Origin of the sequence: Leucobacter soli, from assembly GCF_042659205.1 — a bacterium.
Classification (GTDB): domain Bacteria; phylum Actinomycetota; class Actinomycetes; order Actinomycetales; family Microbacteriaceae; genus Leucobacter; species Leucobacter soli.
The window spans coordinates 1-20,290 of sequence record NZ_JBHSRW010000026.1 but is presented as its reverse complement, the minus strand read 5'-3'; the positions used below and the strand labels follow the sequence as shown (position 1 = coordinate 20,290).

Sequence of the window (20,290 nt, the reverse complement as noted above, 5' to 3'; positions counted from 1 at the left end):
GGGGGCTGCCGGGCCATCCTCAGACGGTCGCCGGCGCGGCGCTCGCCGGCCTCGCCGGCATGACGCGGCAGCTGGCCGTCGAATGGGGCCGCCTCGGGATTCGCGTGAACATGGTCGAGGCGGGCATCGTCGGCCCGGATTCCGAGCAGGACTTCGATGTGCTGCGACGGGTGCCCCTCGCCCGCGCCGGCACCCCGGAGGAGATCGCGGAGGCTTGCTACTATCTCATCAGCCGGGCCTCGTCTTACGTAACGGGAGCGGTCCTGCCGGTCGACGGGGGATTCCTGGCGACGTAGTCCAGCGGACGGGTCCGCGCCGGGAGCACGATGAGTCATTGGGTGGTCGAACGGTCGATCGATGTCGACACGGTCGATGCGACGCTGCCGAAGCAGGTGCCGGCCGAGATCTGGGGGTATGCGAGGGCGTTCCTCCTCATCGAGCGCTTGAGCGCGCGCTTCGTCTGGCGCGCGGATTCCGAATGGCTCGACGTGCAGCTGGTGCTCGAGAGCTCCGAGCGGGTGCTCGTGCGGGTCTCTACGACCGAGATGCCTCGCGGCGTCACCGCGCGCGAGCTCGACGTGCTCACCCTGGTCGCGCTTGGCCTCACGAACGCGGGGATCGCGGAACGGCTCGGCACTTCCGCGCGCACCGTTTCGAGTCAGCTGGAGCGGCTGCTCGAGAAACTGGGTCAGAGCTCCCGCGGCGGGCTCGCCGCCATCGCTGTCGATCTCGGCCTCCTGCGGCTCCCGCTCCCCGGCGGGCCGCCCGAGGAAGGCGGCATCGCGGTCGCCCAGCTGGAACTCGCCTCTCACCGGCGCCTCGACCGTTCGCAGCCGGGGATCAGGGCCGACGTCTCCGCGCGGGTTCCGATCCGGCTCGGAGTCATCGTGCCCGACGGCGCGGGCTCCGACTCGGACCAGGTGCGCAACGGCGCACTGCTGGCGATCGACGAGATCAATCAGCTGGGCGGCATCGGGGGCCGGACCATCGAGGTCTTCCAGGAGCGGGTCGACATATTCGACTGGTCGAGTGTGGAGGCGGGACTCCAGCGGATATTCGACAGCGACGTCGACGCGATCATCACGAGCTACGTGAGCGCGGAGCATCCCCAGTTCATCGAGCGGATCGCCGAGTACGGTCGGCCGTTCCTGCACACTGCGACGTTCGAGGCCGACGTCCTCCGTACCGAGTCCGAGCCATGGCGCTACGGCATGGTGTTCCAGACGTGCGCCTCGGAGACCTACTACGGGCCGGGCATGCTCAGGCTCCTCGGCAAGCTCGAGGCGGCGGATCTGTGGCGCGGCCGGACGCGGAGCATCGTGTCGATCGAGATGCCCTCGGAGAGCATGCACCTGACCACACCGGCGTTCCTCGACGCCGCCGACGCGCAGGGGTGGCGGGTAGCGGCCACCATCGGGACGCCGGTCGGCGAGACGGACTGGCCGGCGGTGATTGAAGAAGCTCGGAGCCACGATCCGGACGTCGTGCTGATCGCGAACTTCGTCGACCGGGAGCTGATCGAGTTCCAGCGGGCCTTCCTCCGAGCGCCGATGCCGGCGCTCGTGTACGGGATATACACCCCCTCGATCCCGTCGTTCACGAAATCCCTGGGCGAGGGCGCGCACGGCATCATCTGGTCGACCACGACCGGCACCTACGACGACGACCTCGGGCGGCGCTTCCGGAACCAGTACCGGGTGAAGTACGGCGAGGATCCCGGCTGGTCCCAGGCCGGCGCCGTCTACGACCAGGTGCGCATGCTGGCCGCCGCGTGGTCATCGGTGGATTCGCGCTCGGTCGCCGACGTGGTCCGCTACCTGCGACGCTGGCCCTACCGGGGCGTCAACGGCGTCTACTACTTCGGCGAGACCGGCCAGGCGCCGAAGCTCTACCCGGACATGACGAGCGACGCGGCGCTCGGTCAGGCGCATCTCGTCTACCAGATCGGGCCCGCCGGGCACGCGCTGCTCGATCCGGAGCCGTTCGGGATCATCACCGACTTCGTGCGGCCGAGCTGGTTCGGGGCGTCCGACTGAGCCCGCCTCGGCGCAGTGCGGAAGCGCCGATTCACGGCCTCTGCGAGGATACGTCAAATGACGCATGCCTGCGGATGCGCGGAACTCTAACGTGAGAGCGTCACGGCACCTCTCCGGTGCCCGGGCGAGGGAACAGGTCACGAAGGAGTGGACATGAGCGAGAACAAGGCGGCTTCGAGCGGGGCCAAGAAGAGCGGCATCAGCCGTCGCGATCTGGTGAGGAACGCGGGGATCGCGGGTGTGGGCGGCCTCGTGGTCGGCGGCGCCGGCGGCTACCTCCTCGCGCCGCGCGATTCGGCATCCGGCGGTGGCGCGGCGGCGAGCGGTGAAACGCTCAAGGTCGGCATCTTCGCCCCGGTGACCGGCCCGTACTCGGGCGACGGCCAGGAGATGGTGCGCGGTGCCGAGATGGCGATCGCCGACATCAACGCGAGCGGCGGCGTGCTCGGGCAGCAGCTCGAGCTGGTGACTGCGGATATCAGCGACATGGCGCCCGAGAACTTCGTGCAGGCCGCGGAGCGCCTCGTCTCCCGCGAGGGCTGCGTCGCGGTCTCGGGCGGGTACACCACCGCGACCTCGGTGGAGTTCGACACCTTCGCGCAGGCGGGCGTGCCGATGTTCCATACGAACACGCTGCAGGACAACACGAACTACGTGGTCGACAACGGCATCACGAACATCTTCCAGTGCTGCCCGACGGAGATCTGGTACGCGAGCGGCTTCATCAAGCTGATGCAGGAATGGATCGACGCGGGCACCTGGACGCCCTCCTCGAAGACCGCTGCGGTGATCTCCAGCAACGATTCGTACTCGATCTCGATCGCGAACGTGCTGCAGGAGGGCATCAAGGAGCTCGGGTGGGAGATCACGATGTACGAGGAGGTGTCGGTGCCGTACGCGGACTGGGGTCCGCAGCTCTCCAAGATCCGCAACGATCCGCCCGGGCTGATCTTCATCACCGATTACCTGGCCGGCGACCTGGCGAGCTTCGCGAAGCAGTTCGCGTCCGCACCGACGAACTCGCTGCTCTACCAGCAGTACGGGCCGAGCGTGCCCGAGTACCTCGAGCTCGCGGGCGATGCCGCGAACGGGGTGATCTGGTCGACGACGATCGGCACCCTGCCCGACGAGAAGGGCGCAACGTTCCGGGACCGCTACCAGGCGGAGTACGGCTCCGAGGCCGGGCTCAGCCAGTCCGGCGCGCAGTACGACATCTTCCGTCTCTGGGCGCGCGCGGCCGCGGTCGCGGGTGACGCGAACGACTTCGAGCGTGTCGCCGCCGCGGTGCGGGACAACACGTTCCGCGGCGTGGTCGGCACCTACGCCTTCGATCAGACCGAGCTGACGGCGGTGCCCTACCCGGACAAGATCAACGATCCGAGCCTCGCGATGCCGCACCTCACCTACCAGATCAAGGGCGGCGAGCAGGTGCTCATCTCGCCGGCGCCGTACACGAACGGCGAGTTTGAGCTGCCGAGCTGGGTGTCCTAGTCGGATGCAGGACGCGATACTCGACGTTCGGGGCGCGACCAAGCGGTATGGCGGCCTGGTCGCGGTGAACGATGTCAGCTTCGAGGTGGAGCGCGGCGAGATCTTCGGGATCGCCGGTCCGAACGGGGCCGGGAAGACGACGCTGTTCGATGTGGTGACGGGGATGGTGCGCGCGTCGGGCGGGGAGATCCTGTTCAAGGGCGAACCGATCCACAACGCGTCGATCCACGAGATCTGCCACCGGGGGATCACGCGCACGTTCCAGAAGCCGTCGGTGTTCGACAGCGAGACGGTGATGGGCAACGTGGTCGTCGGTGGGCACTTCGGATCGGGGAAGCCCTGGTGGAAGAGCCTGCAGCGCGACCCGGAGGTGTGGGATCGCGCCGCCGAAGCGCTCGATTTCGTGGGACTCGCGGAGCGTGCGGACGAGGTGTCGGGCGATCTGCCGGTCTACGACAAGAAACGGCTGATGATCGCGTCCGCCCTGGCCTCGTCGCCGGAACTGCTGTTCCTCGACGAGCCGTTCGGCGGTCTCACCGACGACGAGATCGACGCGCTGCTCGTCCTGCTGAAGCGGATCAACGAGGAGCGGGGGATCACGATCGTGCTGATCGAGCACGTGATGCGTGCGCTGATGGCCCTCGCGGATCGGATCCTGATCATGGACCAGGGCAAGACGCTGCTCCAGGGGCAGCCGAAGGCGGTGATGAGCGATCCGGAGGTGGTGCGCGTGTATCTGGGCACCGCCGCCGACGAGGTCGTCGCGCAGGGGAAGGAGACCCCGGATGCTGAAGATTGATGGAGTGGTCGCCGGATACGGTGGCACGACGATCGTGCAGGGCGTCTCGCTCGAGGTCCCGGCGGGGGAGTGCGCGGTGCTGGTCGGGCCGAACGGGCACGGGAAGACCACGCTGCTGCGCGCGATCAGCGGCCTGATCAAGGTACGTGACGGCGGCATCGCCTTCGACGGCGAGGACATCACGCGCGAGCGGGCGGAGAAGATCGTGGAGCGCGGTCTCATCCATATCCCGCAGGGCGACCTCGTGTTCCCCGATATGACGGTCGCCGAGAACCTGCAGCTGGGAGCGTTCACGAAGTCGGCAGCACGGCAGTCGAAGGCCCGGCTGGAAGAGGTGTACGACATCTTCCCGAGGTTGCGCGAACGCGAGGGGCAGCGCGCGCGGACGCTCTCGGGCGGAGAGCGCCGCATGCTGGCGATCGGCCGCGGCCTGATGGGCGACGCGAAGCTGATCATGATCGACGAGCCCAGCCTGGGCCTCGCCCCGGTGATCGTCGACGAGGTGTACCGGCAGTTGCGCCGCATCGTGGACTCGGGCATGACGGTGCTGCTCGTGGAGGAGAACTTCCGGCGGGGCCAGTCGCTGGCCGACCGCATCCATCTCGTCGAGAACGGCGAGATCGTCCGCTCGGGGCAGGCCGACGAGGTGCTCGACGACCAGGCCGTCCGGGAAACGTATCTGGGGGTCGCAGAATGAACCTCGTGCTGCAGACGATCGTCAGCACGATCGTGCAGGGCTCGCTGCTCGCGCTCATCACCATCGGTATGAGCCTCGTGTACGGCACGCTGCGCGTGCTGAACATGGCGCAGGGCGTGATGGTGATGGTGGGCGCCGTAGCGGCCTACATGACGGTCGACACGCTCGGCGTCTCGCCGTGGGTGTCGATCATCGCGGCGGTGCTCGTGACCGCGCTGCTGGGCATGCTCAGCTACGGGGTCGGCATCAGCCGGCTGATCGGCCGCGCGGGCGTCGACTTCGAGATGACGGCGTTCATCTCGACCTTTGCGATCGCGTCGATCGTGCAGAACATCGTGCAGCTGATCAACGGACCCAGGCAGAAGGACTTCCCGGTGCTGCTGGACGGGCGGATCACCCTCACCGCGGGCGTCTCCATCACCTGGCATCAGATCCTCACCGCGGTGATCGCGATCGCGGCCCTGGGGCTGCTCGGGCTCTTCCTCACCAAGTCCCGATACGGGCTCGCGATCGTCGCGGTGGCGCAGAATCTCGACGCCGCGCGGCTGATGGGGATCCCCGCTCGACGGGCGTACGTGCTCACTATGGGGCTCGCGGCGGGTTTGGCCGGGCTCGCGGGCGTGCTGCTCGCTCCGGTGTACTTCGTATCGCCGACGATGGGGGACCTGCCGCTGCTGCAGGCGCTGATCGTCGCGATCTTCGCCGGGCTGGGGAGCACGAAGGGCACCATCATCGCCGCCTACATCATCGGTTTCGTGCAGGCGGCGGTCTCGATCTTCTGGACCTCGACGTATGCGCTGCCCGTGCTGTACGCCCTGATCGTGGTGGTGCTGATCGTGCGCCCGTACGGCATCGCCGGTAAGCCTCAGGAGGCCAGACTATGACCACCAACGCAACCAGGACCGTGCTCGCCGGCGTGCGTTGGAACGGCCGCGCCATGGGCTGGCCGCAGCCGCGCGCACTGCTGGGCGTCGTCGTCCTGCTGGTCGCGATCGCGCTTCCGTTCATCGTGCCGGATCGCAGCTGGCTGACGACCGCGACGCTCGCGATGATCTGGATCACGCTCAATCAGAGCTGGAACCTGGTGCTCGGATACGGCGGCGTTTGGAACTTCGGACAGCTCGCGTTCTACGCGCTGGGAGCCTATGCGGCCGCACTGCTGACCATCCACGTGGCGATGCCGGCGTGGCTGAGCATCGTCGTCGGCGGCATCATCTCCGGCGGCCTCGCACTGCTGCTGTCCATCCCGATCCTGCGCCTGCGCGGTATCTACGTGTCGCTGCTGACCTTCGGGTTCGCGGAGGTCGTGCGCCTGCTGATCATCGCGGACGGGTCCGGGTTCACCGGTGGCCCGTACGGGCTCTCAGGAATCGACGGGTTCGGGGTGAGCGGCCCCGGGGCAGCGAACGTGAACTACTGGGTGACGCTCGGGGTAGCGGTCGCGACGACGCTCATCGTGCTGTTCCTCGTGCGCTCCCCGCTGGGGAACGGGATGATCGCGATGCGGGACAACCCGGCGCTCGCGTCTGCGCGCGGCGTCGGGCAGAAGACCTACCAGATGCTCGTCTTCGCGATCTCCGGGTTCCTCGCCGGGGTCGCAGGCGCCCTGTACGCGCACGTGTTCAAGGTCGCTTCGCCCACGCTGATGGGGCTGGGCGCGATGACGCTGCTGGTCACGATGCTCGTGGTCGGGGGCTTGGGGACCGTGGTCGGGCCGGTCATCGGCACGCTGCTGATCGCGTTCGTGCAGATGCAGCTGCAGGACGTTCCCGAGATCCGGGTCGCCGCGCTCGGCGTGGTGCTGCTCGCGGTGATCCTGCTGATGCCGCGCGGGCTCGTCCCGTTCTTCAGTCATCTGTGGGTCGGGTTCCAGGGTTGGATGGCGCACGAGGACGCGGAGGACGAGGACTCGGATGAGCTCCTGGATGCCGAGGTCGGGTCGGAGACCGTCGCGGTCCCGGCGGACGACTCCGGCATCGCCGGCGGGGCCCCCGCTTCCGGGGACCCGGCCGACTCGGGGGCTCAGGAGGCCAGGTAGCCGCCGTCGACCGGGAGCACCGCGCCGGTGATGTAGCCCGCTCCCTCGCCCGCCAGGAAGAGGCAGGCCGCGGCGACGTCGTCGGCGGTGCCCAGCCGCCTCGCCGGCAACGCCGCCAGCATCGCCGCGGTGGACGCCTCGTTCTGGGTGATGGTCGTCATCGGCGTGTCGATCACCCCGGGAGCGACGGCGTTGACCCGGATGCCGCGCGCGCCGAGTTCGACGGCGAGCTGGCGGGTGAGCGATACGACCGCGCCCTTGCTCGCCGCGTAGGCCGCACCCGGCTCCTCCTCGTCCCCGCTCGCGTAGGCGATCGAGGTGAGCAGGACGATCGCCCCGGCCTCCATCGCGCGGGCCGCGGCCTGGGCGACCACGAAAGACCCGGTGCCGTTCACCCGCATGATCCGCTCCCACTCGTCGAGGGGGAGGTCCAGCAGCGACTTGAAGCGGTAGATGCCGGCGCAGTGGATGACAGCGTCGGGCGCCCCGCCCAGGATCTCGGCGGCGTCGTCGAAGACGTGTGCGACACTCGCCGGGTCAGTGATATCGGCGGTACGGGCGGTGAAGCCGGGCGCCGACCAGGCGCTGTCGTCGAGGTCGACGCCGAGCACCCGGCCGCCGGTGTCGAGGACCATCTGCGCCGTGGCGCGGCCGATGCCCGACATGGCGCCGGTGACGATCACTCGTCGTGGGAAGAGGCGTTCGATGCGCACGGGTGGGTCCTCCTGGGGTCGAAGCGGGAGATGCCGGTTCGGCATTCCAGCATTCCAGCACAGGAGCGGGACGCCGCGCCTCGGCAGAATGACGGAGACGGGAGCCCGCCGGGTGCGCCGGCCGGTCGCCGGGGCGTCAGGCGAGGGCGCGGTCGACGGCGGCCTCGATGTGCAGCTTCGCGGTGGGGAAGACGGGGACGGGGCTGTCGGCCTGCGACACCAGCAGCTCGATCTCGGTGCAGCCGAGGATGATCCCCTCGGCGCCGTCGTCGACGAGCCGCCGGATGATGCCGCGGAAGGTCTCCCGTGTCGCATCGCTCACGACCCCCATCGCGAGCTCCCCGAAGATCGCGCCGTGGATCGCCTCGCGATCCGCGGCACCGGGGACGACGACCTCGATGCCGTGGCCGGCGATCCGATCGCGGTAGAACGCCTTCTCCATGGTGAACGAGGTGCCGAGCAGCGCGACCTTCTCCAGTCCCCGCTCGCGCACGGCCTCCGCGGCGACGTCCCCGATGTGGAGCACTGGCACCGACACGGCCGCCTGCACCCGATCGACGAGCAGGTGCATGGTGTTGGTGCAGATCAGGATCATGTCGGCGCCACCGGCTTCGAGCCATCGTGCGGCGTCGGCGAGCCGCTCGCCCGCCTCGTCCCACTTCGCGGCCTGCTGCAACTCGGAGATCTCCTGGAAGTTGAGCGACGCGAGGGCGATGCGCGCCGAGTTCAGGCCGCCGAGGCGATTCCGCACGAGCTCGTTCGCCTCGCGATAGTAGACCGCGGTCGATTCCCAGCTCATCCCGCCGATCAGCCCGATCGTCCGCATGAGGCTCCCTTCCCGTTCCCGTGCGAGCGCCCGGCCGTTCGCGCGGGCTGCTGCGTGCAGGATCCAGCCAAGCCCATCGGCGGTCGTCCGACAACGGCAGCTTGGTGAACGCTGCCGTCACCGGCGCTTATGGCAGTGCGAGGGCGAGTGTTTCACACTTCGTAATATTCGTATAAGTGATAGTTCCCATAACTCTTGCTTCAGTAATGTCGTCTACGATCCCGTTCCCGAACGACAGGCCGTGCAGATGCCAGACACCTTCGACCTCGTGTCGATCCTCGCCCTCACTGCGACCCTCGCCGTGGTCGTCATCCTGATCGGTCTGAGGATCCGCCGTGTCGGCTTCACCTCGCTCGTCCTCATCGCCCTCGCCCTCGGGATCGGCATCGGAGTGCTCTTCCAGGGCCACCTCGACTACGTCGCCTTCATCGGGGACGCCTACATCCAGATCATCACCGCCATCGTGGCTCCGCTGATCTTCATCTCGATCCTCTCCAGCGTGACTTCGCTCGGCTCGACCGCAAAGCTCCGCACCATCGGCCTCTCGAGCCTCTTCTGGCTGCTGCTGACCAACGCGATCGCGATCGTCCTCACCCTGGCCGTCGCCCTCACCGTCGGTCTCGGCCGCGGTGCGGAGCTCGAGCTCTCGAGCGAGGGGAGCGATGCGCTCAGCGGGCTCGTGAAGCCGCTCGACCAGGTGCTGCTCGGCCTGCTGCCGAGCAACATCGCCGGCGACGTCGCGAGCAACGGCATTGTCCCGATCATCCTGTTCGCGGTGCTCTTCGCCGTCGCCTTCCTCGTGGCGAACCGTAACCGCGACCCCCGCCTGCAGACCTTCAAGCACTTCATCGACGGGGCCAAGCAGGTCGTCATGACCGCCGTCGGCTTCGTGATCGAGCTCACCCCGTACGCCGTTCTCGCGCTGGTGGCGACCACCACGGCGACCGCCATCGCCCGGATCGAGACCGTGATCGCTCTGGTCGGCGTGCTCGTGCTCACCATCGGGCTGGCGTTCGTCAGCGCCTACGTGATCAACGGGGTGCTGCTGCGCGTCTTCGCCGACGTCAACCCGCTGCGCTGGTTCAAGTTCCTCACCCCGGCCCAGTACACGGCGTTCACCACCCAGTCGAGCGTCGGCACGCTGCCGGTCACGATCCCCACCCTCATCCGACGGGTCGGCGTCAAGGAAGAGGTCGCCGCTTTCACCGCGCCGATCGGCACCACCATCGGCATGCCCGGATGCTCCGGCATCTGGCCGATCCTCGTCGCCGTCTTCTCGGTGCACGCGCTCGGCATCGACTACTCGCTGGCCGATTACCTCGCACTCGCCGGCATCTGCCTGCTCGTCTCGCTGGGCACCGCCGGAGTGCCGGGCACCGCGATCGTGTCCGCAACCGCCGTGCTCACCGCCGTCGGCTTGCCCCTCGAGATCCTCGTCCTGCTGATCCCGATCAGCGCCGTCGCCGGCACGGCGAGCACCATGGCTAACGTCAGCGCGGCCGCCACGGCCGCCACCATCGTCGCCCGCCGGCAGGGCGTGCTCGACGACGCCGTGTTCCTGAGCTCCGGAGCGCCGGATCCGGCCGAAACCGCGGTCGACGCGGCACCAGCGGTCCGCGATGGCGCCTCCGCGACCCGCGATGACGCAGCCGTCCGGGCCGCTGAACCGACGGACCTCGACGCGACGCGGGAGCTGAACATCCCCGACGAGATCATCCTCGGTCGCTGCGAGCTCCCCGGAAGCCGCACCGCCGCAGAGCCGCCCCTGACCACGACCATCCGCTGACCACGATCATCCGCTGACGAAGGACGAAGAGCCATGCCCCGATCCATTCCGACCACCCGGCGACTCGCACTCGGCGGCGCCATCGCGCTCGCGCTGGGCGTGACCTCGCTGACCGGTGCGACCGAGCTCCTGCCCGGGAACCCGCTCACGCCGGCGCCTGCATACGCCGCCGGTGACGTCTGCGACATCTGCGGTCTCGCCTTCGACCCCGTGGCCTGCGAGGCGATCGGAGGCTGGCCCTACGACTCCGTCGAGGAGGAGCCGCCCCCGGCGGTCGCCGGCGGCACCACTCCCTCGACGCCCAGCACGCCGAAGCCGGAATCCGGCGGCAAGAAGGAGACGGGCGGTTCCGGCTCCTCGAAGCCCTCCGGCGGTTCCGGCTCCTCGAAGTCCTCGGGCTCCTCGAAGTCCTCCGGGTCATCGAAGTCCTCCGGGTCGTCCAACGCGAGCACCGGCGGCACCGGATCGGAGAACAGCGCGTCGGCGAGCGACTCGTCCGCATCGGAGAGCACGAGCGCCAAGAAGAAGAAGTCCGACGGCAAGAACTCGAAGAAGAAGGTCGAGGAGGAGAGCACGACCGGAACGGACGCCGCCTCCACCGCGGCCCCGATCTCGCTCGCGGCCCCCGCCGAGGAGACGACGGAGGCCGCCGCAGCGGCGACCGCGCAGGATCCCGTGCTGCAGCTCGCCGGTCCGGCCACGCTCGGCGGACTCGGACTCGCCGGAGCCGGGCTCCTCGGCTGGTGGTGGCTGCGCCGCCGGACCCAGGGTGCCGCCTCGAACCCCGACGACGGACTCTCCCTCGACTGAGCACCGAACCGACCACGACGACCATCCCCGACACGCACACACGCACAGAAAGCACACCCATGAGAACCGATAGACACAAGAAGAGAACCGCGGCCGCCGCCGCGCTGACCCTCTCGGCCGCGCTCCTCGGCGGAGCGCTGACCGCGACCGCCGCGCACGCGGAACCGGAAGCGCCGGCCTTCGACTACTTCGCGCAGAGCATCCCCGGACTGCGCACGGGCTCGGTGTTCGAATCCGTCACGTACGAGCGCTTCGAGAGCCTGCTGAAGAGCGACGGCACCTACGCGTTCCTGATCGGCGGCCCGGAGGACGAGACCGTCGCAGCCGCGGCGGCGGAGATCGACGCCGTCGCGCAGAGCTACGGCGTGGAGGCCGTCTACGCCTTCGACCCCAGGCTCGACGGCGACGCCGTGGACGTCCGCACCTCGAGCATCGCCGCGGTCGGGGCGCTGTGGACGAACCTGACCGGCAGCTACCTGAACCGCGACACGACGCCGCAGTTCGGCGAAGGCGACGACCCCTACCTCGTGATCTACGACCGTGCGCACACGATCGGCGGTGCCGAGGACCGTATCGTCGCCTCGCTCGGCGGCTCGCTGACGGCGGCCGGCCTCGACAGCGAGGGGGAGCGGCAGGCCTACCGCACCCAGGTCAGCGACATGTTCGGCGCGGTCGCATCGGGCGGGCAGGCCCAGACCGACACCCAGTCGCAGTTCGACTTCCTCAGCAACGCGGTGAACAGTCGTCACTCGACCCAGTACGTGGACGCCTCGGCCTACGGCGGAGAGATCCTGGGCGCGGAGCAGGAGCAGGACTTCGTGATCCAGTCGATCACCTACCCCGAGCTGCGCGCGCTCCTGGAGAGCCCGGGGGAGCACACGATCCTCTTCGGCGGCACCTGGTGCCACAACACCCGCGCGGTGATCCGGGACGTCAACGACGCTGCGGCCGCAGCCGGCGTGGAGACCGTCTACCTGTTCGACCTGCGCCTCGACGGACTGAGCGGCAACGTGCTGCACATCCGGGACTCGGCCTCAGCGCTCTCCCACCTCTACGGGGAGATCGCCGACGGCTACCTGACCAACCTGCGCACGCAGTACCAGGTCAGCAGTGCGAGCGCCAGCCACAAGGTCACCTACTACCCCGGCGGCGACACCGGGCTCCCGCTGCAGACCGCGAAGAAGCTCCAGGTGCCCTATCTGATCGAGTACGACGCCGACGCGACCGACCCGATCCTGAACGACTGGATCCAGGACAACGGCGACGGCACCTTCACCGAGTACATGACCGAGTTCTGGTGGGTCAACGGCCTTCCGGGCAGCCGCAACACGAACCGCTACCCGGCGACCCCGGAGGGCGACGCGAACTGGGCCGCCGAGCAGGCGAAGCAGTGGGCGTTCGGCGCCTCGGCGCTCGAAGCGCTCGACGGCTTCTTCGACCGGAGCGGCGAGGAGCAGGAGGAGCCGCCGGTCGTCCTCTCGGGCGCGACGCCGACGGTGTCGGCGAAGAAGCTCGCGGTCGGGCAGAAGCTCACGGCGAAGGCCGGGAGCTGGGGCCCGACGGGCGTCAAGCTGTCGTACCAGTGGCTGCGGAACGGGAAGGCGATCTCGAAGGCGACGAAGTCGTCCTACACGCTGACCGCGTCGGATCGCGGCAAGAAGATCTCGCTCCGGGTGACCGGTGCGCTGGCCGGCGCGGAGCCGCTGGCGCGGACCAGCAAATCGACCTCGGCCGTGAAGTACGGCGCGCTGAAGTCTGCGACCCCGAAGGTGTCGGGCACCGCGAAGGCGAAGAAGACGCTGAAGGCCAAGGCCGGGAGCTGGGGCCCGAAGGGCGTCAAGCTGTCGTACCAGTGGCTGCGGAACGGCAAGAAGATCTCGGGCGCGACGAAGTCCTCGTACAAGGTGTCGTCGAAGGACCGCGGGAAGAAGATCTCGGTGAAGGTCACCGGGAAGCTCTCCGGGTACAGCACCGTGAGCAAGACGAGCGCGAAGAAGAGCGTCAAGCGATAAGCGTTCGCAGGAACGACTGAGGGGAGGCGCCGGACGGTGCCTCCCCTCAGTCCTCGACCCTGCGGCGCAGGCCCGCTCGCCCGTGCGGTCGCGCGTACGGGCGAGCGGAGAAGCCGATCAGGATGCGCGGGTCACGATGGTCGTGCAGGGCAGCGTCTGCAGGACGCCGTGGCTCACCGAGCCCAGCAGCAGTCGCTGGATGCCCCCGCGCCCGCGGCTGCCGAGCACGATGGTGTCGGCGTCCTCGGCCGCCTGCAGCAGCGCGGCGACGGGCGGCGACTGGACGATGCGGCGCTCGATCGTCAGATCGGGGTAGCGCGAGGCGAGCCCGGCCGTGCCGATCGCGATCGCCTCGTCGGCGGCCAGCCGCTGCGACTCGACGAGCTCTTCGCTCCACAGGTACTCGAGCCCCGGCGTGAGCGGGGGCATCCACGCGTAGACCGCGATCAACGGCACACCCCGGAAGGAGGCCTCCTCGGCGGCGAAGGCGATGGCGCGCTTCGCGGAGTCGGAGCCGTCGACGCCGACGACGACGCCGGGCTTCGGATCGTCCTGCTGCTCGGCGGGGACCACCGCGACCGGGCAGTGGGCCACGGCCGCGATCTTCACCGCACGGGTGCCGAAGAAGGAGCCCGCGAACTTGTTGCCCGAGTGCGCGCCGAGGATCAGCAGATCCGCCCGCTTCGAGGCCTCCTCGACCTCGCCGATCGGGTGGCCGACCACGGCCGTTCCCGTGATGGTGCCGCCGAAGCCCGACTCGAGCGCGTACTCGCGCTCGGCCGCCAGCATCCTCTCGGAGGCCTCCTGGGCCTCGGAGAGGAACGCAACGCTCTCCGACAGGAACGAGTCGTCGGCGACGTGGAGCAGCTCCACGGAGGCGCCGCTCTGCGCGGCGCGCTTCAGACCCCAATCCAGTGCGGCGCGGCTGTGCTGCGAGCCGTCTACTCCGATGATGTACTTCTCGGCCATATCGCTGTTCTCCTGTCGCTCGGTTGCTTCGAGGTGGTCGCTGTGCTGGGAGGTGCGGGCTGCCGGGTCCGGCTCTACGCCTGGAGCGCCGGCAGGTGGGCGGGGTGGTTGCCGGCGAGCTGCTCGATGATGCGCACCACCTGGCAGCTGTAGCCGTACTCGTTGTCGTACCAGACGTAGATCACGGCGCTGTCGCCGGTGGCGACCGTGGCGAGGCCGTCGACGATGCCCGCGCGGTTCGAGCCGACGAAGTCGGTGGAGACGATCTCGGATGACTCGACGTAGTCGATCTGGGTGCGGAGCGCGCCCGTCAGCGAGACCTGCTCGAGGTGCGCGTTGATCTCCTCGCGGGTGACCTCGCGCTCGAACTGCAGGTTCAGCACCGCCATCGAGACGTCGGGCGTGGGCACGCGGATCGCATTGCCGGTGAGCTTGCCCTCGAACTCGGGCAGGGCCTTCGCGACGGCCTTCGCCGCGCCGGTCTCGGTGAGCACCATGTTCAGTGCCGCCGAGCGGCCGCGACGGTCGCCCTTGTGGAAGTTGTCGATGAGGTTCTGGTCGTTCGTGTAGGCGTGCACGGTCTCGACGTGGCCGCGCGTGACGCCGAAGGTGTCGTTGAGCACCTTGAGCACGGGGGTGATCGCGTTGGTCGTGCACGAGGCCGCCGAGACGATCGCATCGTCGCCGATGGTGTCGTTGTTCACGCCGTAGACGATGTTGAGCATGTCGCCCTTGCCGGGTGCGGTGAGCAGCACGCGGGCGATGCCCGGGTTCTGCAGGTGCTGGCCGAGCCCCTCGGCATCCCGCCAGCGGCCGGTGTTGTCGACGAGGATCGCATCCTCGATCCCGTACTGCGCGTAGTCGACGCTCGCGGGATCGTTCGAGTAGATCACCTGGATCCGCACGCCGTTCGCGAGGATCGCGTCCTCGTCCTCGAGCACCTTGATGGTGCCGTTGAACGGGCCGTGCACGGAGTCGCGGCGGAGCAGGTTCGCGCGCTTCTGCAGGTCGTTCTCGGCGCCCTTGCGCACGACGATCGCCCGCAGGTTCAAGCCGTTGCCGCTGCCGGAATGGTCGATGATGATGCGGGCGAGCAGGCGGCCGATGCGGCCGAAGCCGTAGAGGACGACGTCGGTGCCTCTGCTCGGCTGCGCGCCGAGTGCCGGGGCGAGCGTCTCGCGCAGGTAGGCGTCGAGATCCTGGCCGCTGGATGCTCGGAAGCCGTTCGCGAGCAGCGCGAGATCGATCGAGACGGGGCCGGGCTGGATCGCGGCGAGCGCCTCGACGATCGCCGAGGTCTCCTCCAGGGAGAGCTCGACTTCGTCGATCTTCCGCGCGTAGCTGTGCGCGCGGATGATGTCGATCGCGGAACGGCCGACGAGGCTGCGGCCGTGCACGGACATGACCACGTCGTGTTCGCGATAGAGCTGCCCGATCAGCGGAATCATCCGCTCCGCCAGTTCCTGCTTGGTCTTCCAGGCCTCGAGGTAGGCGTCCGCGCGCTGAATCATGTGAACGGTGGGTTCCTTTCGGATCTCGGTGTGATGGCCTGCCCGCCTGCGCTGCAGCAGCGCCTCTTCCCATTATCCCATGCGCGGGGTGCGAATGGACGGGAGCGCTCCGGCCCGCCACTCCGCACGGCGGCATCGCGCCGGCCGTCGGGTAGCCTCGACGTATGCGCGAACACACGCTTGCCGATCTGCGCCGCGTCGCCGAGTCGTTCTGGCCGGTCGGCACGGCCGAGAGCTGGGATCGCGTGGGTCTCGTCACCGGGCGCGATGATGCCCCGCTGCGCCGGGTCCTGCTCGCCGTCGATGCGGTGCGCGCGACGGTCGACGAGGCGCTCGACTGGGAGGCCGACGTGCTGCTGACGCACCATCCGCTTCTGCTGCGCGGCGTGCACACGGTGGCCGAGGACACCGCGAAGGGCGCGCTGCTCGCCTCGTTGATCCGCGGCGATTGCGCGTTGCTCGCCGCGCACACCAACGCCGATGCGCCCGAGGGCGGGGTGAGCGACGTCCTCGCTGAACGGCTGGGACTCGTCGACGCCGAGCCGCTCGAGCCCGGATCGGATCCCTCCGCCGGTATCGGGCGGGTCGGGGAGCTCGGGGAGTCGCTGACGCTGCGCGCCTTCGCCGAACGGATCGCGGCCGTGCTGCCGGGCACCGTCTCCGGTGTGCGGGTGGCGGGCGACCCTGCGCGAACCATCTCGCGCGTCGCGCTCTGCGGCGGAGCGGGGGACGGCTTCCTCGGTCACCCGCTCGTGCTCGGCGCCGACGTCTACGTCACGAGCGACCTGCGGCACCACCCGGCGCAGGAGTCGGCCGAGCAGTCGCTCGTCTCGGGCGGGCCGGCGCTCGTCGACATCTCGCACTGGGCGGCGGAGTCGCTCTGGCTGCAGGGCGCGGCCGACCGTCTCGCGACCGAGCTGCCGGGAGTCGAGTTCCGCGTCAGCTCGGTGCGGACCGACCCGTGGACGTTCGCGGTCTGAATCGAGGGAACGGGCCGGCCTGTACGCCGGGTTCTGTCCCGGCCCGCATGCGAGCCGGTGACGGTCATCTCTCTCGGCCCGCCGTTGCCGACGGGCTCTAGCGGCCTACCCGCAGACTCGGCGAGGAGCGTCGTCGCCTGCTGTCTGGCCTTGCTGCGAACGAGGTTTACCTGGCCGCCCGTGTCACCACGAGCGCCGGTGGGCTCTTACCCCACCCTTTCACCCTTACCCCGGCCGGCGAACCGACCCGGGCGGTCTGCTCTCTGTTGCACTTTCTCGCGGGTTGCCCCGGGTGGGCGTTACCCACCGTTCTCCTCTACGCAGCCCGGACGTTCCTCGGCGCGCTGCCGAAGCATCGCGACGCGACCGCCCGGCCGACCCGTTCCACCGGTAATGCTACTCGGTTTCGCCCTCGGCGACACGCACGAGGATCGCCCCGCTCTGCGGGCAGAACACGACCTCGTCGGCCGCCGCCGCTCGGAGATCGGCGAGCTCCGCCGGGGCGAGCGCCATGTTGCTGGCCTCCGAGACGTTGCCGCGCAGTCGAGCAGCGCCGACGCCGCCGCGGGCGCGGGTCCGCTCGTAGAGATCGAGCAGGTCGCGTTGCACCTCGGCGGCGAGTCCGCTGCGGGCCTCGGCCGTGCTCGCGAGCTCGGCATCGATCCCGTGCTCCGCCTCGGAGATCGCTGCGGTCAGCGTGCCGCGCCGACCGTCGACTTCCGCGAGCGCCTGCGAGACCGTCTCGAAGTTCGCCTGGGTCTCCTCATTGGCGGCCATCAGTTCGAGCTCGCGATCCTCGAGGGCGCTCTGGCGGCGCGCCAGGGTGTCGAGCTCGTCCTGCAACGCCTGAGCCTCCTTCGGCGAGGTGCTCGCCGCGAGCAGCTGGTTGTCGCGCTCCCGGCGGGCGCGGACCGTCTCGACGTCGCTCTCGAACCTGGCGATCTCGGCGTTCTGCGAATCGAGCTCGCGCTGCACGGCCATGAAGGCCTCGCGCGCCGCACTCAGCTCGCCCTGGAGGCCGGCCAGCTCGGCGCGCTGGGGCAGCTGCTCGCGGCGGCGCCGCAACCGCGCCATCGCGGTGTCGAGCTCTTGCAGGTCGAGCAGCCGCTGCTGCTGTGCGGGCGTGGCCTTCATGCCACAACCCTACCGGCACGCGTGCCCGCTCCGACGCCGCAGTTGCTCAGTAGTGCCGGGTGCGGCGTGCTCGAACCCCGCACTACTGAGCACTTGACCGTGGGCGCGGGTGTGGACCTGGGCGCGCGTGCGGGCGTGAACTTGGGCGCGGGTCGGAGCCGAGGGTAGAGGGGAACAACGCCGCAGCGCGAGACGAGGATTGACTCAGGTCGGCCATGCGCGTAATCTCACTTATGGTCAGTGTGACCATAAGTGGAACAGCTACAGCAAAGGCGAAACGAGATGCGGTGGGAGCAGATGAGCGTGACCGAACGGCGCACCATGCCGCCTGCCGTCGCGGTATCTACGGTCGCTTTCGCGCTTCATCCGCCGGCCGGAGCGGAGCAGGGAGGCTCGTCTTTAGCGCACGACGCCGCCATGCTCTGGATCCCGCTCGTGCGGAGAACGCGAATGCCGTTCCGCGGCCTGTGGGCCCTGCCAGGCGGGCCGACGCAGTGGGACGAGACGCTCACCGGCACCGCACTGCGCACGCTCGTGAGCGCCGTTCAGCGCGCTCCCGGATACCTCGAGCAGCTCTACTCCTTCGGTGGGATCGAGCGCTCGGCCAACGCTCAGCGGCTCGTGACGATCGCCTACTGGGCGCTCTACGGAGAATCGGGCTCCGCGGACGGGCAGGGTCAACCCGATCCGAACGTCGCCTGGTTCTCCGCCGACGCCCTGCCGGAGCTGGCATTCGACCACGCCGAGATCGCGGACTACGCGCTCGCGCGTCTGCGCTCGAAGACGGAGTACGCGGCCGTCGCGCATCGTTTTCTCGGCGAGACCTTCACGCTCGCGCGACTGCGCTCGGTGCACGAGGCGGTGCGCGGGAGGCCCGTGGATCCCGCGAACTTCCGCCGTCAGGCGCTCGCCCAGGGCAATCTGATCGACACGGGACTCGTCGAGACCGGTGCCGCGCATCGCCCCGCACGCCTCTACCGCTTCGCCGCTGCGGCCGAGCCGCCTGCAGCGAGCGCCTGAATCCGAGCGTCGGGAACAGGACATGGCGGACCGCCGGCGACCGCCGATCCGGAGCATCACGAAATGCCACATCGAGAGCAGGGAACATGCAATGACGAGCGTGCAGGAACTCATCCGCGACGCCGCCGATCGAGAATCGCGCGAGGCTCGCACGCCCGCGCACCGGCGCCCCATCGCCTTGCGCTCGACGGGCGCATCGAGCTGCGACGCCGGGCTGGCGGAGGATCCGTGGGTGATCGACCGGCAGGCGGGATACGGGCCGGGATCCTCAGCGGCCGACGTGATTCCCGGTGATGCGCCGACACAGGGGCCGCTGCCCACCCGCTACACGGACGCCGACGAGGAGACGCTTCACGACTGGATCGTCGCCGCCAAGGCGGAGCTCGGCGAGCGGGTGCGGATCCTCGGCCACTTCTATCAGCGCGACGAGATCGTGAGGTACGCCGACTTCGTGGGCGACTCCTTCATGCTCGCGCAGGCGGCGACGCGCCACCCCGAGGCCGAGACGTTCGTCTTCTGCGGGGTTCACTTCATGGCAGAGACCGCCGACATCCTCTCGGGGCCGACGCAATCCGTCGTGCTGCCCAACCTCGCGGCGGGCTGCTCGATGGCAGATATGGCGACGATCGATCAGGTCGAGGGCTGCTGGCGCGAGCTCTGCGCCGTGCTCGGCGATGGGCCCGACGCGGATGGCCGGCAGCCGGTGATCCCCGTGACGTACATGAACTCCTCGGCGGCGATCAAGGCCTTCTGCGGGCGGAACGGCGGCATCGTCTGCACGTCGTCGAACGCGCGGACCGTGCTGGACTGGGCGTTCGCACGGGGGAGACGAGTCGTGTTCTTCCCGGACCAGCATCTCGGGCGGAACACGGCGAAGGCGATGGGGGTCGCAGAGAGTGACATGCCGCTTTGGCGCCCGCACCTGCTGAACGGCGGCAACACCGTGGAGCAGCTGCGCGACGCGAAGGTGATCCTCTGGAACGGCTTCTGCTCGGTGCACAAGCGCTTCACGGTCGAGCAGATCGAGCGTGCGAGAGCCGAGTATCCGGGCGTGCGCGTCATCGTGCACCCCGAATGCCCGGCGCCCGTGGTCGAGGCCGCCGACGGGGCGGGCTCCACCGAGTACATCCGCAAGCAGATCGAGGCGGCGTCGCCGGGCGACGTGATCGCGGTGGGCACCGAGATCAACCTCGTGAACCGTCTGCAGGGGGAGCACCCCGAGCTCACCGTGTTCTGCCTCGACCCGGTGGTGTGCCCGTGCTCGACGATGTACCGGATCCACCCCGCCTACCTCGCCTGGACCCTCGAGTCGCTCGTCGCCGGCGCCGTGCCGAACCGCATCGCCGTCGCGAGCACCGTCGCGACCGACGCGCGAGTCGCCCTCGAGCGGATGCTCGCGGCCCGGCCGTGATCCTCGTCATCGGAGCTGGGGTCGCTGGGCTCTCCTGCGCCATCGCGGCCTTGCGGT

Annotated in this window: 18 protein-coding genes and 1 other RNA gene; 13 read left to right on the top strand and 6 right to left on the bottom strand. The window is 69.3% G+C overall.

Going from position 1 to position 20,290, the window contains the following annotated elements; all coding sequences use genetic code 11:
- The 7 genes from ACFPZL_RS03405 to ACFPZL_RS03375 all read left to right on the top strand — a co-directional run.
- On the top strand, positions 1-296 hold a 296-nt coding region (locus ACFPZL_RS03405), incomplete at its 5' end, for an SDR family NAD(P)-dependent oxidoreductase (protein WP_382334710.1).
- Positions 297-338: 42 nt separating this feature from the next.
- Positions 339-2,036, top strand: coding sequence for an ABC transporter substrate-binding protein (locus ACFPZL_RS03400; protein ID WP_218114970.1), 1,698 nt, complete (start codon positions 339-341; stop codon positions 2,034-2,036).
- 153 nt (positions 2,037-2,189) lie between these two features.
- On the top strand, positions 2,190-3,527 hold the full coding sequence (locus ACFPZL_RS03395; protein ID WP_218114971.1) for an ABC transporter substrate-binding protein: 1,338 nt from the start codon (positions 2,190-2,192) through the stop codon (positions 3,525-3,527).
- A gap of 4 nt (positions 3,528-3,531) precedes the next feature.
- Positions 3,532-4,326: an ABC transporter ATP-binding protein gene (locus ACFPZL_RS03390; RefSeq protein ID WP_218114972.1), complete on the top strand. Its 795-nt coding sequence runs from the start codon at positions 3,532-3,534 to the stop codon at positions 4,324-4,326.
- Complete coding sequence (locus ACFPZL_RS03385; protein WP_218114973.1) at positions 4,313-5,023, top strand: ABC transporter ATP-binding protein; 711 nt, start codon at positions 4,313-4,315, stop codon at positions 5,021-5,023. The genes ACFPZL_RS03390 and ACFPZL_RS03385 overlap by 14 nt, the downstream gene beginning before the upstream one ends.
- Positions 5,024-5,028: 5 nt before the next feature.
- A complete protein-coding gene (locus ACFPZL_RS03380; protein ID WP_218114974.1) occupies positions 5,029-5,907 on the top strand; it encodes a branched-chain amino acid ABC transporter permease in 879 nt (292 codons plus the stop codon).
- Positions 5,904-7,061: a branched-chain amino acid ABC transporter permease gene (locus ACFPZL_RS03375; RefSeq protein ID WP_218114975.1), complete on the top strand. Its 1,158-nt coding sequence runs from the start codon at positions 5,904-5,906 to the stop codon at positions 7,059-7,061. The genes ACFPZL_RS03380 and ACFPZL_RS03375 overlap by 4 nt, the downstream gene beginning before the upstream one ends.
- Here ACFPZL_RS03375 and ACFPZL_RS03370 read toward each other — a convergent pair.
- Both ACFPZL_RS03370 and ACFPZL_RS03365 read right to left on the bottom strand, forming a co-directional pair.
- On the bottom strand, positions 7,046-7,774 hold the full coding sequence (locus tag ACFPZL_RS03370; RefSeq protein ID WP_218114976.1) for an SDR family NAD(P)-dependent oxidoreductase: 729 nt from the start codon (positions 7,772-7,774) through the stop codon (positions 7,046-7,048). The genes ACFPZL_RS03375 and ACFPZL_RS03370 overlap by 16 nt on opposite strands.
- A 136-nt stretch (positions 7,775-7,910) precedes the next feature.
- Positions 7,911-8,600, bottom strand: a complete 690-nt coding sequence (locus ACFPZL_RS03365; protein WP_218114977.1) for an aspartate/glutamate racemase family protein — start codon at positions 8,598-8,600, stop codon at positions 7,911-7,913.
- A gap of 247 nt (positions 8,601-8,847) precedes the next feature.
- On the opposite strand from ACFPZL_RS03365, the gene ACFPZL_RS03360 reads away from it, so the two are divergent.
- The 3 genes from ACFPZL_RS03360 to ACFPZL_RS03350 are packed head-to-tail and all read left to right on the top strand — an operon-like array spanning position 8,848 to position 13,208.
- Positions 8,848-10,386, top strand: coding sequence for a dicarboxylate/amino acid:cation symporter (locus ACFPZL_RS03360; RefSeq protein WP_218114978.1), 1,539 nt, complete (start codon positions 8,848-8,850; stop codon positions 10,384-10,386).
- A 33-nt stretch (positions 10,387-10,419) separates the two neighbouring features.
- A complete protein-coding gene (locus ACFPZL_RS03355; protein WP_218114979.1) occupies positions 10,420-11,196 on the top strand; it encodes a hypothetical protein in 777 nt (258 codons plus the stop codon).
- Positions 11,197-11,255: 59 nt separating this feature from the next.
- On the top strand, positions 11,256-13,208 hold the full coding sequence (locus ACFPZL_RS03350) for a hypothetical protein (protein ID WP_218114980.1): 1,953 nt from the start codon (positions 11,256-11,258) through the stop codon (positions 13,206-13,208).
- A gap of 117 nt (positions 13,209-13,325) precedes the next feature.
- Here the strand turns inward: ACFPZL_RS03350 and ACFPZL_RS03345 are convergent, their stop codons facing one another.
- A complete protein-coding gene (locus ACFPZL_RS03345) occupies positions 13,326-14,177 on the bottom strand; it encodes a universal stress protein (RefSeq protein WP_218114981.1) in 852 nt (283 codons plus the stop codon).
- 74 nt (positions 14,178-14,251) lie between these two features.
- On the bottom strand, positions 14,252-15,688 hold the full coding sequence (locus ACFPZL_RS03340) for a glyceraldehyde-3-phosphate dehydrogenase (RefSeq protein WP_218114982.1): 1,437 nt from the start codon (positions 15,686-15,688) through the stop codon (positions 14,252-14,254).
- A 164-nt stretch (positions 15,689-15,852) separates the two neighbouring features.
- Between ACFPZL_RS03340 and ACFPZL_RS03335 the strand changes: the two genes are divergently transcribed.
- Positions 15,853-16,668 (top strand): Nif3-like dinuclear metal center hexameric protein, encoded by an 816-nt coding sequence (locus ACFPZL_RS03335; protein ID WP_218114983.1) that lies wholly within the window; start codon positions 15,853-15,855, stop codon positions 16,666-16,668.
- A 6-nt stretch (positions 16,669-16,674) separates the two neighbouring features.
- Here the strand turns inward: ACFPZL_RS03335 and rnpB are convergent.
- An RNA gene (gene rnpB, locus ACFPZL_RS03330) (RNase P RNA component class A) lies at positions 16,675-17,050 on the bottom strand.
- A gap of 14 nt (positions 17,051-17,064) precedes the next feature.
- Positions 17,065-17,802 carry a zinc ribbon domain-containing protein gene (locus ACFPZL_RS03325; RefSeq protein WP_218114984.1) on the bottom strand — a complete coding sequence of 246 codons (738 nt, stop codon included), beginning with the start codon at positions 17,800-17,802 and terminating at the stop codon, positions 17,065-17,067.
- A 282-nt stretch (positions 17,803-18,084) separates the two neighbouring features.
- Here ACFPZL_RS03325 and ACFPZL_RS03320 point away from each other — a divergent pair, with 282 nt between their 5' ends.
- Positions 18,085-18,822, top strand: coding sequence for an NUDIX hydrolase (locus tag ACFPZL_RS03320; protein ID WP_218114985.1), 738 nt, complete (start codon positions 18,085-18,087; stop codon positions 18,820-18,822).
- Positions 18,823-18,913: 91 nt separating this feature from the next.
- The gene (gene nadA / locus ACFPZL_RS03315) at positions 18,914-20,233 is read left to right on the top strand and encodes a quinolinate synthase NadA (RefSeq protein ID WP_218114986.1); all 1,320 of its coding nucleotides are present in this window, start codon (positions 18,914-18,916) and stop codon (positions 20,231-20,233) included.
- Positions 20,234-20,290: the final 57 nt, after the last annotated feature.